General features: G+C 61.1%; 11 protein-coding genes. 2 read left to right on the top strand and 9 right to left on the bottom strand.

Features of this window, described 5'->3' with window-relative positions:
- Positions 1-86 precede the first annotated feature (86 nt).
- From yqeK to B071_RS0102910, 9 genes are all read right to left on the bottom strand, one after another.
- Positions 87-647, bottom strand: coding sequence for a bis(5'-nucleosyl)-tetraphosphatase (symmetrical) YqeK (gene yqeK / locus B071_RS15575; RefSeq protein ID WP_018525614.1), 561 nt, complete (start codon positions 645-647; stop codon positions 87-89).
- Entirely contained in the window at positions 634-1,248 is a 615-nt protein-coding gene (nadD, locus tag B071_RS15570) for a nicotinate (nicotinamide) nucleotide adenylyltransferase (RefSeq protein ID WP_018525613.1), read from the bottom strand. The genes yqeK and nadD overlap by 14 nt, the downstream gene beginning before the upstream one ends.
- Before the next feature lie 2 nt (positions 1,249-1,250).
- A complete protein-coding gene (obgE, locus tag B071_RS15565; protein ID WP_281109789.1) occupies positions 1,251-2,366 on the bottom strand; it encodes a GTPase ObgE in 1,116 nt (371 codons plus the stop codon).
- Between the two features lie 20 nt (positions 2,367-2,386).
- On the bottom strand, positions 2,387-2,638 hold the full coding sequence (rpmA, locus tag B071_RS18885; protein ID WP_083914398.1) for a 50S ribosomal protein L27: 252 nt from the start codon (positions 2,636-2,638) through the stop codon (positions 2,387-2,389).
- Positions 2,639-2,992: 354 nt separating this feature from the next.
- On the bottom strand, positions 2,993-3,310 hold the full coding sequence (gene rplU, locus B071_RS0102930; RefSeq protein WP_018525609.1) for a 50S ribosomal protein L21: 318 nt from the start codon (positions 3,308-3,310) through the stop codon (positions 2,993-2,995).
- A gap of 96 nt (positions 3,311-3,406) precedes the next feature.
- Positions 3,407-5,044, bottom strand: a complete 1,638-nt coding sequence (locus B071_RS0102925; protein WP_018525608.1) for a glutamate synthase subunit beta — start codon at positions 5,042-5,044, stop codon at positions 3,407-3,409.
- Complete coding sequence (gltB, locus tag B071_RS0102920) at positions 5,037-9,764, bottom strand: glutamate synthase large subunit (protein ID WP_018525607.1); 4,728 nt, start codon at positions 9,762-9,764, stop codon at positions 5,037-5,039. The genes B071_RS0102925 and gltB overlap by 8 nt, the downstream gene beginning before the upstream one ends.
- Before the next feature lie 175 nt (positions 9,765-9,939).
- Positions 9,940-11,688, bottom strand: coding sequence for an arginine--tRNA ligase (argS, locus tag B071_RS0102915; RefSeq protein ID WP_026244925.1), 1,749 nt, complete (start codon positions 11,686-11,688; stop codon positions 9,940-9,942).
- A gap of 57 nt (positions 11,689-11,745) precedes the next feature.
- Positions 11,746-13,455: a DUF5312 family protein gene (locus B071_RS0102910; protein ID WP_157702991.1), complete on the bottom strand. Its 1,710-nt coding sequence runs from the start codon at positions 13,453-13,455 to the stop codon at positions 11,746-11,748.
- A gap of 379 nt (positions 13,456-13,834) precedes the next feature.
- On the opposite strand from B071_RS0102910, the gene B071_RS0102905 reads away from it, so the two are divergent.
- On the top strand, positions 13,835-15,355 hold the full coding sequence (locus B071_RS0102905) for a 2-isopropylmalate synthase (protein WP_018525604.1): 1,521 nt from the start codon (positions 13,835-13,837) through the stop codon (positions 15,353-15,355).
- Complete coding sequence (gene cimA, locus B071_RS0102900) at positions 15,352-16,965, top strand: citramalate synthase (protein ID WP_018525603.1); 1,614 nt, start codon at positions 15,352-15,354, stop codon at positions 16,963-16,965. The genes B071_RS0102905 and cimA overlap by 4 nt, the downstream gene beginning before the upstream one ends.
- Positions 16,966-17,076 lie beyond the last annotated feature (111 nt).

The raw sequence follows: 17,076 nt of genomic DNA, 5'->3' as shown, positions 1-17,076 counted from the left end.
GGGCCCGCAGTCCAGGCTGGCCTGGTCAAACCTGGCCCCGCCCAGCCAGGCCTGGCCCGGCTTGGTCTGACGGCCCGGTTCGGCCATCACTCCAACCGAGCATACAACTGCTCTGTTGGTTCTTCAAGCGCACCGAAGATCTCCCGCGTCGCAGCGATCACCTCGCGGACCATGGCCGAGAGGTCGGTCAGAGCCAGAATGCGCTTCTGCAACTCCGCATCGAGTCCGGGACGTCCGGGCTCGCAAAAATCAGCCACGAAGAGGGCCTGTCCCACCCGNTGCCGGGGCTCGGCAAAACAGGGGTGCCCCAGGGTATGGTGGCGAACGGCCTGCAGCACCGCTTCGTCCGAGAGGTGGTGCTCCCGACGGAGCCGTTCCGCCGCCACCGGGCCGTGAAGCAGGACGGGAGCAGAGACCTCGCGGGCGGTTACNGGGATCATCCACTCCCCTGCCAGCGCAAGCAGTTCCGTTGGGCTGCGCTCCCGGTCCAGGTCGTGGGCCAGAGCAGCCAGTTCCAGGGACGGAAGATCGAGGGCGAAACGCTCACCCAGAGAAACCGCCACCGAGAGCACCCCCAGGGTGTGGTGATATCGCTCCCGCGAGAGAACCCGGGGAAGCTCCTGCCGAAGAAACTCAATGATATGCATCATGTTGNANTATGCACTCGTAGACCTCGGGGGGAAGAAGATCGGCTGCGGAATCGCGCAACNCCGGATCAGCCAGCCTCCGNCGTATCTCCGTGGATGACACTTCCAGGGGGGGGGCAGGAATTGCCGTTACCCTCGCCGAGGGCCAGTCCCNGCAAAACCGGCGAACCGCCCCGGCATCGTGCTCACGCTGAAGAACCAGAAAGCCAACCAGCTCGAGAAGGCGCGGGAAGGCGCGCCACCGGGGCAANTCCTGGAGNAGATCATCCCCTGCAATCATACCGGGCCGGGGCGCCAGCACGCCCTGATTCAGCAGGTGCTCCAGGGTCTCNACAGTGTAGGAGGGCCCGGACCGGTCGATCTCCACCGAGGTCACTCCGCACCANTCCAGATCGGCCACACCCCGACGGACCATCTCCAGTCGCAGACTGCTCTCTGCCCGCGGACCCTCTCCTTTCAGGGGGTTCAACCCNGCCGGAACAAGGAGCACCCGGTCCCGAGGCCGGGCCCGTCGAAGGGCCTGCAGAGCGTGGCGATGACCCAGATGAAAGGGGTCGAAGGACCCTCCCAGGAAAGCCTGATAGGAAGGCGAGTCCGTCATGATCAGTCCTTCGGGGGCTCCAGTTCGTCCCAGAGAGCCTGACCGGGAGCGACAGCCCGAGGCCCCTCATCGGAAGCGACCTCCCGGGAGACCTGGTCTACCCGAACATCCCCGGAGTCTTTCTCCGGCAGGAGCGCCAGCTCCACCAGCGCAGCCTGAAGCGCCTCCAGGTTCTCCCGGGCCAGGGCCGAGACCTCCACAACCGGAACATCGGGAGAGAGAGATTGCCTGAAGAGGTCGATCTGTTCCCGATCTATTTCCTCGGTTCGCAACCGGTCAGTCTTGGTTACCACCACAAGAAAGGGTTTCTCCGNAAGNTCCCGGGAAAAGGATCGCAGTTCACCCGTGAGAACGGAAAAGGCCCCCGCCATGTCGGGTTCACCCGCATCCAGGACAAAGGCAAGCCCCCTGGTTCGGGCGATGTGCTTCAGAAAACGGGTNCCCAGGCCGGCACCATCGCTCGCACCCTCGATCAGACCGGGGATATCGGCAAGGACAACATCTTGCTCAAAATGGTGCATCACCCCCAGGTTGGGAATCACCGTGGTGAAGGGGTAGTTTCCGATCTTTGGATCAGCGGCGGTAAGGACCTTCAGGAGTGTCGATTTCCCGGCGTTGGGAAGGCCCACAAAACCGATGTCGGCGATGACCTGGATCTCGACTTTCACGGAGCGCTCCTCGCCCTCCTCACCGGGCTGGGAGAAGCGGGGTGTCTGGTGTCGCGAGCTCTTGAAATGGGCGTTCCCCTTCCCGCCGCGACCACCCTGAAGCAGAACCGCTTCCTGATGCTCCGTAACCAGATCGAGCAGACGCTCACCCGTCTCCAGATCGGTCACCACCGTTCCCGGGGGGACCTCGATCACCACATCGTCACCGGCAGATCCGGTCTTGTTACGCCCCGCACCGGGACGGCCATTCTGCGCAAAAAAACGCTGTCGCATACGTATATACGACAGCGTCTTCACGTTGCTCTTGACGCGGAAGACTACATTCCCGCCCCGTCCGCCGTCTCCTCCATCGGGACCGCCCCGNGGGATGTATTTCTCCCGCCGGAACGAGACCGCTCCTGCTCCGCCCTTACCGGAACGAACCAGTATTTTTGCCTCGTCTACAAACAGAACGGGTATCCTTCCGCCGGTTACGCCGGCTCTACGGAGACAACCTTTTTGCCACGACGGNTATGGAATTTGACNCTTCCGTCGGCNTTGGCAAAGAGAGTGTCGTCCTTTCCGCGNCCCACATCGTCACCGGGATGAACCTTGGTGCCCCGCTGGCGAATAATGATGCTACCAGCNCGAATAAGCTCGCCACCAAACTTCTTGACTCCCAGGCGTTGCGCGTTGGAATCGCGACCGTTCTTTGAACTACCGCCACCTTTTTTATGTGCCATCGCTGTTCTCCTCGTTTCCTGAAAAAATGCTCTCTGAAACCTCGCCTGTCGAAAAACAGACCTCTTCGGGCCACGATCGGGCCACTTCCTGCAGGGNGCACCGGAGCAGATCTCCCACTCCCCGCAACCANGCCTGGTCGCGACACCCCTCGATCTCCAGAATAAACGCTCCGGGCTCGGAAACGCTCCCCCGAACTGCGCAGGAGGGATGATCCACCAGGATACCTCCCAGACTTTTCAGAAGAACCGAGACCGCAGCGCAGGGTGCGCTGAGAGCGCCGGACCCGGCCGATGCGTGTCCGTGAGCCTCNATCCGTACCGGGAGNCCCTCCCTGGTACGGATCGAAAGGGCGATCACGCCACCCCGGCGATTTCTTTGACCCGGACCAGCGAGTAGTGCTGCCGGTGACCCTTGGTCCGCCGGTAGTTTTTCCGGCGCTTGTTTTTGTAGACGATGATCTTGGGATCACGACCGTTACTTTCTACCGTCGCCTTGANCGCCACACCCTCTACGTAGGGTTTCCCCAGGGTGATGTCCTTCTCGGTGCGCACCATCAGAACCTTGGAGAACTCTACATCGGCTCCCTCTTCTGATCCCAGGAGATCAACCTTGATCACACTGTCCTGCGCTACCTTGTACTGTCTGCCTTTAATTTCTACCAATGCGTACATCGATTACTCTCCCGCTTTATGAACACGCCATTTAACCGTTTTATGCCCGGTACGTCAAGCCCGACAGGGACAGACCTGGCCCGGCACAGGCCACGCCTAGGGCAACTCCGAGAACCCTCTGAGATACCGGTCTACCTCCCGGGCGACGCCGCGCCCCTCTTTGATGGCCCAGACTACCAGACTTTGCCCGCGTCGTGCATCCCCCGCCACGAAAATTCCCGGCACCGACGAGAGATAGGTCTTTTCATCGGCCCGGAAATTNCTTCGCNCATCTCTTTCCAGGNAAATATCTGCCGCCAGGTATTCCTCGGGACCTGTAAATCCCAGTGCCAGGAGTACCAGATCAGCGGGATGGACCTCCTCGGTACCGGCCACATCGACCGGGCGGGGAGCCTCGCCGGGCTCTTTTTCCCAGCGCACCTGAATCGTCTCGACACCGCGAAGCCGCCCGATCCTGTCCCCCACAAAGCGGAGGGTTCTGCGCGAGAAGAGCCGGGGGTCCTCACCGAGAACGGCCTGGGCCTCCTGATGACCNTAATCGCTCTTGAATGTTCGGGCAAAGGTGGGCCAGGGCATTTCGCGGGTCCGCTCCAGGGGAGGGCGGGCGAGTATTTCCAGATTCAGCACCGATGCAGCCTCCTGCCGAAGAGCCGTGCCCAGACAATCGTTCCCCGTATCGCCGAGAACGGCCTGGGCCTCCTGATGACCATAATCGCTCTTGAATGTTCGGGCAAAGGTGGGCCAGGGCATTTCGCGGGTCCGCTCCAGGGGGGGGCGGGCGAGTATTTCCAGATTCAGCACCGATGCAGCCTCCTGCCGAAGAGCCGTGCCCAGACAATCGTTCCCCGTATCGCCTCCGCCGATAACCACAACCCGCTTTCCCCGGGCGGAAAGTTCGGGNGGAANCTCCCGGGACGGATCGAGCACCCTGCGNGTGGAGGCCGAAAGGTAGTCCATGGCGAAACTCACCCCCTGCAGATCTCTCCCTGCCACGGCCAGGTCCCTGGGCCGCGTCGCCCCGGACGCGATAATCACCGCGTCATNCTCCCTCTGGAGCCCGGCCAGGGAAATATCGCGCCCCACATCGACGCCGGTACGAAAGATCACCCCCTCGGCCTCGAGGAGATCGTTGCGGCGCTGAACCAGTTTCTTGTCGAGTTTCATGGCGGGAATTCCGTACATGAGAAGTCCCCCGGGNCGATCGGCNCGCTCGTAGATCGTCACCTGGTACCCGGCCTGGTTNAGCTGGTCCGCAGCAGCAAGGCCAGCNGGACCGCTTCCGACGATGGCAACGGTCTTTCCCGTGCGGAGCGCGGGGACCCGGGGCGTCATAAGCCCCGCCTCGTACCCCCAATCGATGATGGCCGCCTCGTTTTCCTTTATGGTCACGGCGGGGTCGTTCATGGCGAGCACACAGGCGTGCTCGCAGGGAGCAGGACAGACCCGCCCNGTGTATTCGGGAAAATTATTGGTCTTCATCAGCCGGTGGAAGGCTTCTTCCCACCGGCCGTGGTAGATAAGATCGTTCCATTCAGGAATAAGATTGTCCACAGGACATCCGTAGTCGGACTGACAGAAGGGAANCCCGCAATCCATGCACCGNGCCCCCTGCTCCTCCTGTTCCCGGAGATCCAGGGGGTTTCTGAACTCGTAGAAGCCGTTCAGACGCTGCCCGGGAGGAACTGCACCAGCCACCTTCCGGGAATACTCCATAAAACCTGTGGGCTTACCCATGCAAAACCTCCTCTTTCCGATCCTCTCCGGGACTCCGATCCTCTCCGGGGTTCCCGTCATTTCCGGAGAAACCCTGCCCGGAAAGAGCNTCAGCCCTCCCCGAGGGGCGTTCCCGAAGGGTCTCGATCACTCCGCGGTAGGCCGGAGAGATCACCCGCACGAACCCACCGCGCGCCTTCGGCCAGTCATCCAGAAGCTGCCGCGCCCGCAGGCTTCCGGTGTACCCCTGATGGCGGCGCAACAAGGGCAGGAGCTCCTCTTCGTCAAAACGGTCCAGGGAAGCGAGCTCCACCATCTCGGGATTCACCAGCTCGGGCAATCTGCCCCGGGGATCCCAGACCCAGGCCACGCCACCGCTCATCCCGGCGGCAAAGTTCTTCCCCACATCACCCAGGACAAGGGCGCGCCCTCCGGTCATGTACTCGAGACCGTGATCTCCCATGCCCTCCACCACAACCCAGGCCCCGGAGTTGCGCACGCAGAAGCGCTCCGCCACGACACCTCGCAGGAAGGCCTCTCCCGAGGTGGCTCCGTAGAACGCCACATTTCCCGCGATCACGTTTTCCTCGGCCACAAAGCCAGATTCCCGGGGCGGATAGACGATCACCCGCCCTCCCGAGAGCCCCTTGCCCACGTAGTCGTTGGCCTCCCCCTCGAGCTCCAGGGTGATACCCCGGGCGAGCCAGGCTCCGAAACTCTGGCCGGCGCTCCCCCGGAAACGAAGATGGACAGTGTCCGGCTCCAGCCCCTGCGGCGCCAGACGGGTAACGAGCTGATTGCTCAGAAACGTCCCCACGGAGCGATCGGTATTTTCCAGGGGGAACTCCAGAGATATCGTCTCCCCCGGGCGATNGAGCAGGGNCTCAACCCTGGCAAGAATGGTCCGGTCCAGGATCGTTTCCAGACCGTGGCGCTGCGGCTGGCAACAGATCACACCGGAATGATCCGGCGGGGTATCCAGCGTCTCCAGCAAACCCGAGAGGTCCACTTCCCGGCTCTTCCAGTTCGTGCGGCCCCGATCCATCCGGAGCAGGTCCCGTCGCCCCACCATCTCATCAAAACGGCGAAACCCCAGACGAGCCATGATCTCCCTGGTCTCCCGGGCAATAAAGCGCATCATGGCCACTACGTGTTCGGGGCGCCCGGGGAACTTCTCCCGAAGCTTTTCATCCTGCGTAGCGATCCCCACGGGGCAGGTGTTCTTTTCACACTTTCTCATCATGACGCAGCCCAGACTGATCAGGGCACTCGTGGCAAAGCCCATCTCCTCGGCTCCCAGGAGAGCCGCGATCACCACATCACGACCTGTCTTGATCTGACCGTCCACCTGAAGAACCACGCGGCTGCGCAGATCGTTCATCACCAGAGTCTGATGTGTCTCGGCCAGACCCAGTTCCCAGGGAACACCGGCGTTCTTGATACCCGTGAGAGGACTCGCCCCCGTCCCGCCATCGTGGCCCGAGACAAGAATATGGTCAGCGTGAGCCTTGGCAACACCGGCTGCGACGGTTCCGACTCCCACCTCGCTCACCAGCTTCACACTGATCCGGGCTTTTTCGTTGGCGTTCTTCAGGTCGAAGATAAGCTGCGCCAGATCCTCTATGGAGTAGATATCGTGGTGAGGCGGCGGACTGATAAGTCCGACCCCCGGTGTTGAATGGCGGGTAGCGGCAATCCGGTCAAAGACCTTGTGGCCCGGAAGTTCTCCTCCCTCGCCAGGTTTCGCCCCCTGGGCCATCTTTATCTGGATCTCGTCGGCGTTGGCAAGATATTCGATGGTTACCCCGAAACGACCCGAGGCGACCTGCTTGATCGCCGAACGCTTGCTGTCTCCACCAGGGAGAGGCCGAAACCGGGCCGGGTCTTCCCCTCCCTCACCGGTGTTGGACTTTCCTCCGATCCTGTTCATGGCCACGGCCAGCGCCTCGTGAGCCTCGGCACTGATAGAACCGTAGCTCATGGCACCCGTGGCAAAGCGCCGCATAATCTCCTCCTCGGATTCCACCTCATCCAGAGGAAGGGGCTCTCTCCCCTCCTCCTGAAAAGCCAGAATTCCCCGAAGGGTAGCCCGGGCGGCAGCGTCCTCGTTCTGGCTGGTACTGAAACGGGTGAAGGCCTCGAAATCATTGAAACGGACAGCTTCCTGGAGATCGGCGATAGCCCTGGGGTGCCAGAGATGGACCTCCCCTCCCGCGCGCCACTGATAATCTCCCCCGTCGAGGTATCCCTGTCCGACGAGCGAGGGGAGACCGGNAAAGGCCCTGCGATGGCGCATCAGGGATTCCCGGGCCAGCTGACCGAAGCCGGCACCGGCGATTCGGCTGGCCGTGCCTTCAAAACATCGCTCCACCACCTCCCGGGAGAGCCCGAGAATCTCGAAAATCTGGGCTCCCTTATAGGATTCGAGGGTGCTGATCCCCATCTTCCCAAAGACTTTTCTCATACCCTTTTCCAGGGCTGACCGGTACGAAAAAAAGAGTTCTTCCCGGGAAAGATCGGCTTCTATCTCTCCCCGCTCCTGCATGTGCTCGATGGCCTGACAGGCAAGGTAGGGGTGTATCGCATCGGCCCCGTACCCCAGGAGGGCGCAGACGTGATGGACCTCCCGGGGCTCTCCGCTCTCCACAATCAGCCCCACCCGAGCNCGTTTTCCCCGACGCACCAGACGATGATGAACCGCGCCTGTGGCCAACAGCGCCGACACCGGCACCCTCCCGGGAGAAACAGCTCTGTCGGAGAGAATGATCAGGCTCGACCCCTGGTCTGTCGCGGCCTCGGCCTGATCTGCCAGAGACTCCAGGGTCTCCTCCAGGAGACGCCCCTCCCTCTCCAGAGACTGGAGGGATTCGTCCTGACCGAGCAACTTCTCCGGATCAGGATTATCCAGGGGGAAGGTGCAGTCTATCCGGACCGATTGCCACCCCCGAGAGGAAAGGCCGGAGATCTTCTGCATCTCTTCCCCGGAGAGGATGGGCTGATCCAGCCACAACCGGTGGACGGCCCGGGNCTCCTGGTCCAGAAGGTTTCCCTCGGGTCCTATAAACGATCCCAGGCTCATGACGATCTCCTCCCGGATCGAATCGATGGGAGGGTTGGTGACCTGGGCGAAAAGCTGCTTGAAGTACTCGTAGACCAGGCGGGGACGCTCCGAGAGGACCGCCAGGGGAGTATCGTTTCCCATCGACCCCAGGGGCTCCTTTCCCGTCTCGGCCATACCCTTCAGAATGAGTTCCAGGTGCTCCCGTGTGTAGCCGAAGACCCGCAAAAGGGTGGCCACGTCGGGCGATGCAGCCCCGCCGGGCCCTTCCTCACCAGCCCCTTTCTCGCCGGAAGAATCACGGCGATCACCGGCGGGAACCATCTCCAGAGTCAGCTTCTGCCCCTCGATCCAGTCACGGTAGGGGTGCTTCCGGGCGTAGCGGAGCTTAATCTCCTCGTCATCGACGATGCGCTGACTCGCGAAGTCGACCAGAAACATTCTCCCGGGCTGGAGGCGCCCCTTCCTTACGATCCTGCTTTGGTCGAGNGCCACCGTTCCAGCCTCGCTGGCCATAACTACCAGCCCCTCGTCGGTGACGCAGTACCGGCTGGGCCGCAAACCGTTACGGTCCAGCACAGCCCCAAGAACGGTACCGTCGGTGAAAGCGATCGAGGCGGGACCATCCCAGGGCTCCATTTGGGCGCTCATGAACTCGTAGAGCGCCCTCCGCTCATCGCTCATCAGGCGATCGCCCTGCCAGGCCTCGGGGACCATCATCATAACCGCCTCGGGCAGCTCCCGTCCGCTGCGAAGGAGCAACTCCAGAAGATTGTCAAAGCTTCCCGAATCGGAGAGGTCCGGTTCGAAGACCGGCAAGACACCCTCGAGGTTCCCGCCAAAGAGATCGCTCCGGAGCACCCCCTGACGGGCTCTCATCTTGTTCACGTTCCCCCGAAGGGTGTTGATCTCACCGTTGTGGCTCATGCAGCGCAAGGGCTGGGCACGGTCCCAGCTGGGAAACGTGTTGGTAGAGAACCGGCTGTGCACCATCGCGAAGGGTGTACGGAATCGGGGATCCTGAAGATCGCTGTAATAGAGAAAGAGCTGCTCCGGCGTGAGCATCCCCTTGTACACCATGGTCCGGGAACTGAGACTGGCGATGTAGAAGTGATGGTGCTGATCAAAGGAGCTGCCCCGAAGGGTCCGGGAAGCTTTTTTCCGCAGGACATAGAGCGTTCGTTCGAACCGCTCCTGATCCATATCGGGGGGAGCGCCCAGAAAAAGCTGAACCATCGCCGGTTCCGAAGCTCTGGCCGAGGGGCCGATCATGGTATTGTCCCGGGGGACCTCGCGCCACCCCAGGAGAGAGAGCCCCTCTTCCCGGACTATCCAGGCGAGAGAATCCTGGCAAGCCTGACGCTCCTCGCGGGAGGGCGGGAGAAAGATCATCCCCAGGGCATAGCTTCCCCGATCGGGCAGCTCCAGCGAGAGCTCCTCCCGAAGGACGTGCCGGAGAAAGTCCTGCGGCAGGGCCACCAGCACCCCTGCCCCGTCACCGGTGTCCTCTTCGGCTCCCACAGCACCCCTGTGGGTCATTCGAACCAGGACATCCCGGGCCAGAGGCAGTATATCGCTTCGGGGCTCCCCGGAGATATGTGCCACAAAGCCGACCCCGCAAGAATCGTGCTCGTTATCGGGACTGTAGAGGGCCCGGTTTCCCGGACGAATCGTTTGCTGCATAGACACTCCTTCACAAGAAAATGAAGCAATTTTCGTGCCAAGAAAGCAAACTTCTAAGACGTTACCAGGAAACAAGATAGAAAGCGTCAAAAACGAAGCATAAAAAATCCTACATATCGGTGGGAAAACCCCCGATATGTAGGACGCAAATGTAGGATTATTCCAAAGAGGTGCGCTACATAACCTCAAGGAAGGGAATGTTCAGCACCCCCAGGCCGTGCTGCATCACCTGCATTACCGCCCGGGAAAGCCCCAGCCGAAAAGCCCTGACCTGGGGATCCTCGGCAACAGCGATGGGATGATCGTGGTAGAAGCGGGAGAAGGTCTTTGCCGTCTCGTAGAGGTATCCCGCGAGCAGGGAGGGGTTAAAACCCCGGGCTGCCTCGGTTACCGCCTGGGGGTAGCCTGCGATTCGGTGAAGCAGCTGCCACTCCTCCTCCACCAGTTCCCGGGGTGGCTCGACCAGCGAGGGAGCGGGCTCTTTCCGGAGCATGCTGGACACCCGGGCCCCCACATACTGCAGGTAGGGGCCGGTATTGCCCGTAAAGGAGAGCGACTCCTGGGGATTGAAGATCATGTCCTTCACCGGCCCCGTCTGGAGCAGGTAATAATGGAGCGCACCCAGGGCAATCGCCTCGGCCCGACGGAGGGCGTCCTCCTGATCCTCGTCACGGCCCTTCTTGCGGATCTCTTCCAGAGCCAGCGAGGCCAGCTCGTCGATCAGATCGTCGGCGTCGACCACCGTTCCCTCGCGGGACTTCATCTTCCCCTCGGGGAGATTCACCATGCCGTACGCCAGNTGATGGAGATTCTCTGCCCAGGGATGGCCCAGCCGCCGCAGAACCTCGAAGAGCACCTGAAAGTGATAGCGCTGCTCGCTGGCGACCACGTACACCAGCTGATCGAAGGGCCAGTCCTGCTGCCGCTGGATGGCCGTACCGATATCCTGAGTCAGGTAGAGCGATGTTCCATCGGCCCGGAGGAGGACCTTCTTGTCCAGCCCGATATCGGTCAGATCGACCCAGACGGTACCGTTCTCATCGCGCGAGAAAAGCCCCTGCTCCAGACCACGCAGGATCTCATCCCGGCCCTGGGTATAGGTTTCGCTCTCGTAATAGACCTGATCGAAGGAGATCCCCGTGCGCTCGTAGGTTCTCTCGATCCCTTCGATGGCCCAGCGGTTCATGGTGAGCCACAGCTCGTGAACCTGGGCGTCGCCCTTCTCCCAGGCCTGGAGGAGCTCCCGAGCCCGCTCTTCCGCCGAGGGGTCTTCCTTCTCCCAGCGGGCGTAGCGGACGTAGTAGTCGCCCACGAAGTGGTCCGACTTTTTTCCCTCCGACTCCGGGGTTGCGCCTTCCCCNAACTCCTGGTAGGCCACCATGGACTTGCAGATATGAATACCCCGATCGTTGATCAGGTTGACCCGCCGGACCGTGGCACCGGCGGCCCGGAGGAGCCGAGCCACGCTCTCTCCCAGCGCGTCGTTTCTCAGATGCCCCAGGTGGAGGGGTTTGTTGGTATTGGGACAGGAAAACTCAATGGTTATCCGCTGCTCCGCCAGGGCATCGCTGTTTCCAAAAGCTTCGGGATCGCTCAGGACAGCGTTCACTACCTGGGCACCAACCGAGGGCCGGTCCAGAAAAATGTTTACGTAGGGCCCCAACGCCTCAGCACGCCCGCCGGGGGCGCCGTCGGCGGCAACAGCCGCTCCCGTCTCGCGTGCCACGGCCAGGGCGATCGCCTGGGGGTTGGCCCGCAGGATCTTCGCGAAGGGGAACATGGGGAAGGCGATGTCCCCCTTTCCCGTATCGGGGGGCGTCTCCACCGAGAGAGCCTGATCCACCTGCTTCGGGTCGGCATCGGGGTAGGCGCGTTGCACCGCCTCTGCCACGATGCCCTTCCAAGTACTCCAGAATTGTTTCATACCGGCCCAGCATAGCGGAAAAGCGAAAACAGGGGTAGTATCTTTTCCGGAAGATCCCTACAGGGAAGGACGCAGAAACATGTCGTTTTCCGAGGCCCGTTTCTCCAGAGCCCCGATCTCCCCGATAACCCCCACGAGACGCTGTATGGCGGAATGGATCTCTTTCAGCTCCTCGATAAGCTCTGCGTTCCTCCGCCCCCCGATCTGGCCGTAGTTGGCGATGGTATCGTAGGAGCTGCCGGGGCGGGAGTACAGAATCCCTCCCAGGAGGTTCTTCATCATCTCCAGGGTGGTCTGAAGACTCGTGACGATCATCTCGATCTCCCGGTCCACGCGATGGGCCATCTCCCGACGCCGCGAGAGGGATTCATCGCTGTGAAGCACCTGGCCCCAGTCCCCGCCNGGAAGGACCAGCGCTTCCAGACCGGCGAGATCTCCGGGGATTTTCTCNTATTCGTTGAAGGTGTCGTTGAACTGCGCCCTGTTTGAACTCTTGTAAAAATCCGCACCGTTCAGAATCTGCCTGAGTGGGGACATGGTATTGCGCCAGAGACTCGAGGCGAAGGTCTGGGCTGCCAGGGCCAGATGCCAGTGCGCCAGGAAGACCCCCTCGCTCCCGTCGGGGAGTCCCTTGAGACGCGTCACCCGGTCATCCACAATTTCTTCCAGCAGAAGAATCTGATCCTGGGCCTGACGGTGCAACGAGACCCGCAGAGCCTCACGACGGATGCGCTCCTCGAGCTTGCCCTTGTATATGGAAAGCCAGTCATTCCCGCTGTAGTCGGCCTCGGGAGGATTCCACCAGGGATCCTCCCGGATCAGCCTGACCAGCAGCACCAGGGGATACCGATCGGCGAACTCCCGGAAAGCACGGACCACGGCTGTCAGAATGGCAAGACCCGTCTCCAGCTCCTTTTGCAGCGCCTCGGGAGTATCCAGGGCATCACGGTCGCAGGAAAGCAGCACCATGTTTTCCAGAGCCATCGGTTCCAGAGGATCCGAGAAGGAGACCAGGTCGCTGGCCAGACGCTCCACAGAGTGGGTGATGTAGTCGAACGGGCACTGGCGGTCGCCCGCCTCGGCAGAACCGGAGAACGAGCCCAGCACACTATGAAAGGGAAAGGAACCGATCCGCACAAGATTGTCGGCCTGGGAGAGGGCGCGTCGAATGCGGGCACTGCTTCTTGAAGGGATATCGGCGATGCGTTCCTCCAGGTAGCGGGTAAGATCGTGCTTCAGGGTACGTTCGTTCTTTTCTTCCTGCTGGTTCAGATACTCCTCGGAGGTGCGCTGCAGAAGTTTCTCGTTGATCACGGGAAAGAGGTCGGCTGCAAAATGAAAAACCAGTTCTTCCCGGCGGGCTGCTGCAGTATCCAGATAGGGCGAAGCCCGGTGCAGGGTAAGCTGTAACGCCTCGAGAGAGGTGGCAAACCCTCCGAGGAAGATCCCGCGCCGCGCGTCCAGAGCGTCACCAGCGATCTTTTGCACCTGCTGGCGCATTCCCGCCAGGACCCATCCGGTGATAATCGATTCCCGGGTCTCGCTGGTGAAGATCTGCAGGAAGAAGAGTTTTATCTTTCCCCACAAGCCAAGAGCCTTGATCTGTTCTTCCAGTGATGGCGGCGTATCGATCTCTTCGGGTGCCAGGGGCGCCAGGTCCTGTTCCAGGGATTGCCGGATCGACGAGAGAATCTTCTCCCGCTCTTCCCGCGGGATGGACCGTGCCAGACGGTCAAAAACACTGGTACCTGCCTTCGTCTGTGCCATACAACCTGCAATATACCAGATAAAGACCTCCCGGAACAAAAGAAACGCCTTATATTTCGGTTTTATCTCGCCTTTCTCCGGGTTTCACCAGAAATATTCCGAAAAATCCCGGAGAGGACATTTTTTTCTTGACAGACAGAAGGAAATCGACAACTATCAAGAGCAATGAACGGAATGCTGAACATGACGACCATCCTACTATCCCTTCTCNGCCTCATTATTATTGGTGGGCGTGGAGTAGGTGTGGGAGGATAGCCCCCGGCGATTCGTCATGGAACGAGGCCGTCTTCCCACCGGGAAGACGGCCTTTTTTTTCGCCACAGCTGACGTTTCTACAAAACGACTCCGATGAGTCACCACGAAAAGGGGAGACCAGGACATGGAACGGATTCAGATTTTTGACACCACCCTGCGGGACGGAGAGCAGTCACCNGGCGCATCCATGGATGTGGAGCAGAAGCTCGAGATAGCCCTGCAGCTGGAGCAGCTCGGCGTTGACGTGATCGAGTCGGGCTTCCCCGTCTCCTCGCCGGAGCAGTTCCGGGCGTGCAAGCTTATCTCGGAGAACGTAAAGAACAGCACCATCGCAGCCCTGGCCCGGAGCACCGAGAAAGACATAGACGCCGCAGCCGACTCCATCGGTACGGCAGCCCGCTCCCGGATCCACACCTTTGTCTCCACCTCCCCCATCCACAGGGAGTTCAAGCTGAAAAAGACTCCCCAGGAGGTCCTCGAGATGACCCGCAAGGCGGTTCGCTACGCCCGCAACCGCTGTGCCGAGGTGGAGTTNTCACCGGAAGATGCTACTCGCACGGAACCGGATTTTCTGTGCCAGGTTCTGGAAGTGGCGATCGAGGAGGGAGCGACGATCCTGAACATCCCCGANACCGTGGGNTATACCGTACCCGACGAGTACGCCCGACTGATCACGATGCTCCGGAACCGGGTTCCCAATATNGACAAGGCGATCCTGAGCGTCCACTGCCATAACGATCTTGGCCTGGCCGTGGCAAACACGATCAGCGCCATCAACGCCGGCGCACGCCAGGCCGAGGTGACGATCAACGGCATCGGCGAGCGNGCGGGCAACGCCGCTCTTGAAGAGGTGGTGATGGCCCTGAACGTCCGGAAGGATCTCCTGGGCCTCGAAACGGGAATCAACACGCGCCAGCTCTATACGACATCGCGCATGCTCTCCACCATGATCGGCTTTCCNATCCCNCGGAACAAGGCGATCGTCGGCGAGAACGCCTTTGCCCACGAATCGGGAATTCATCAACACGGAATGCTGAGTCACCGCGAGACCTACGAGATCATGACCCCCCAGTCTGTGGGCCGCGAAACAACCAGGATCGTCCTGGGCCGCCACTCGGGCATGCACGGCTTCCGGAAACGCCTGGCCGAACTCAATATCATNATCAAGGAAGAGGAGCTCAAACGGGCTTACGAGGCCTTCCTGAAGGTGGCAGACCGGAAAAAGGAGATCTTCGACGAGGACCTTTTTTCCATCGTGAGCGAGCAGTTCGGCACAACCACCCGATCTCTGGTACTGGAGTACCTGCAGTTTCACTCGGGCAACACCTCGGTACCCACCGCTACGGTGCGGATCAGGGATCAGCAGGAGATCTACGAAGAGGCCTCCACGGGTGACGGTCCGGTGGATGCNGCCTTCCGGGCGATCGAACGGGCCCTGAACATCACGGCGACCCTGGTGGAGTACAACGTGCAGGCCATAACTCCCGGGAAACAGGCCATGGGCGAAACCTCGGTGATCATCGAAATCGACGGTCGNCGANCGACGGGGCGCGGTTCCAGCACCGACATTGTCGAGGCCAGCGCCAAGGCCTTCGTGAACGCCATCAGTCGGCATCGGCTTCTCCAGGAGGTGGTACACCCATGAATAATCAGCAGAAGAGCAGGAACGGGGAATCCGGCCATCAGGTCATGATCTACGACACCACCCTTCGCGATGGCATGCAGGGGATCCAGGTGAGTTACACCCTGGACGACAAGATCAAGATCGCTCACGCCCTGGACGAGATGAAAATCGACTACATCGAGGGGGGGTTCCCCCTCTCGAACGAGAAGGAAGCTGCCTTCTTCAGGCAAATCAGGAAGGAATCCCTCACCCACGCCCGGGTCGTAGCCTTTGGCTCCACCCGGCGAGCGGGAATGAGCGCCGACCAGGATCCCATGGTGCGGGCCTTGCTGGATGCTGAAACTCCTGCGGTGATCGTGGTAGGAAAAACCTGGAAAGCCCACGTAACCACGGTCCTGAAAACAGACCAGGAAGAAAATCTGCGCATGATCTACGACTCTGTGCAGTTTCTCAAGTCCCAGGGACGCGAGGTCTTCTTTGACCTGGAACACTTCTTCGACGGATTTCGTGACGACCCGGCCTACGCCCTGCAGGTTCTCCAGGCGGGGAGCGACGCCGGGGCAGACTGCCTCATCCTCTGCGATACCAACGGGGGAACCCTCCCCGGAGAGGTAGCCCGTATCATGGAGAGCCTTCCCCGACAAAAACTGGCTCCCCTGGGAGGACATTTCCACGACGACTGCGGCGTGGCGATCGCAAACAGCCTCGCGGCTGTGGAGGCGGGGGCTCTGCAGATTCAGGGAACGGTCAATGGCTGGGGAGAACGGTGCGGCAACGCCAACCTCTGCAGCTTCATTCCCAACATCGTCCTGAAGACCCCCTACCAGGCCAGCTGCGCGCCCCACATCCAGCGGCTGACCCACCTCTCCCGCTTCGTTGCGGAGAAGGCCAACATTATCCCCGACCGACGCATGCCCTACGTGGGTGACGCGGCCTTCACCCACAAGGCGGGACAGCACGCCGATGTGATCAACAAGGACTCATCCCTGATGGAACACATCGACGGCAGGCTCGTTGGCAACGAGCGCAGAATTGTCCTCTCCGAGCTGGCGGGGAAGTCCACGATCGTGGAAAAACTGCGGGAATACGGGGACTTCACCAAACAGTCACCGGTGGTGGACGATCTGACCCGGCTTCTGAAGCAGAAAGAGCACGAGGGGTTCGAGTACGAAGCCGCCGAGGCGAGCTTTGATCTCCTCATTCGGCGCGCCCTGAANCTCTACCAGCCCCTGATCAGCCTGCGGAACTATCATCTGGAAAGCTACAAGACCGCAGAGATGCCCTCAAAGACCGTGGGTCGCCTCTTTCTTGAGACCCGGGGGCGGGAACTCCTGGGGGCCTCGGTCTGCGTCGGGCCCGTGGACACCCTGGACCACGCCCTGCGGGATGCGCTGGAACCGCTCTACCCCTGGCTGAAAAAAATAACCCTGAGCGACTACCGCGTGCGGGTACTCAACCCCGAAAGCGGCGTATCGGCCAGGGTTCGGGTCTTCATCACCTACACCGACCACGACACCACCTGGGATACCGTGGGAGTCCACGAAAACATCGTAGAGGCCTCGTGGCAGGCCCTGGTAGACGCCATCGAGTTCTACTACAACACGATCATCCTGAACAGCGAGAGTTCCTGAACAAGGGGCTCCCTGAAGGGGGAGCCATCCCGAGGCGAGGCCCCCCGAGGGGGGGGCAACAGACGCCCCGCAGGAACAACCAAAGCGGGAGCGGCTCCGACCCGCTCCCGT

This window comes from Alkalispirochaeta alkalica DSM 8900 (assembly GCF_000373545.1).
Classification (GTDB): Bacteria; Spirochaetota; Spirochaetia; order DSM-27196; family Alkalispirochaetaceae; genus Alkalispirochaeta; species Alkalispirochaeta alkalica.
This window is presented reverse-complemented; position numbering and strand designations above follow the sequence as displayed.